A 610-nucleotide genomic window follows, 5' to 3' on the forward strand; every position below is an offset into this window, starting at 1 on the left:
TTTTGCTTGCGGAAAACACCAAAATGAGAAAGCAAACTGGGGTTTGAATAAGTAAAAGCTGATTTTGCTTGCGGAAAACACCAAAATGAGAAAGCAAACTGGGGTTTGAGAAAGTAAAAGTTGCTTTTGCTTACTCATTTCAGTAGATCGCGTATTCATTTCTAAAGATTGTGTAAACAAACCGCAGTTTGCTCTCTCAATTCACCTGTTGACTAAGTACACATCATCGTAAAAGAAGTGGGAATTTTATTTTTTGTATGTTAAGGAGCCACTACTGTAGACGAGAGAAGGGCGATCGCATCAGTTCTGTTAAGCTAGGCTCAAGTTATTAAGGCTTTGTTGTGTGAGAATTAATCTAAGCATTTTGGGAGTTGCAAAGATGGCTTGGGTAGCTGGCGATGCTAAACCCGTACCGTAGGTGTGGTTCAAATACGTGAAAACTGCTGTAAGTGACGAAATTGAAAATTGGCGCGATCGCCTCTGGTAAAATCCGAGCAATGTCTGACAACAAGACGCTGCACCTCTACCAGTTTTAACCTGATTCCAAAATGCTAGACTTCTGGTTCCACACCAAGCGATCGCAATTGAGCAATCAGAATCTCATTTCGTT

Annotated in this window: 1 protein-coding gene; it reads right to left on the reverse strand. The window is 40.8% G+C overall.

Translation table 11 applies throughout. The features are described 5' to 3' along the window. Positions 1 to 355: 355 nt before the first annotated feature. The gene (locus RMY63_RS40800) at positions 356 to 511 is read right to left on the reverse strand and encodes a hypothetical protein (RefSeq protein WP_322734124.1); all 156 of its coding nucleotides are present in this window, start codon (positions 509 to 511) and stop codon (positions 356 to 358) included. Positions 512 to 610: the final 99 nt, after the last annotated feature.

It is taken from the genome of Nostoc sp. ChiQUE01b, assembly GCF_034531255.1.
GTDB lineage: Bacteria > Cyanobacteriota > Cyanobacteriia > Cyanobacteriales > Nostocaceae > Nostoc.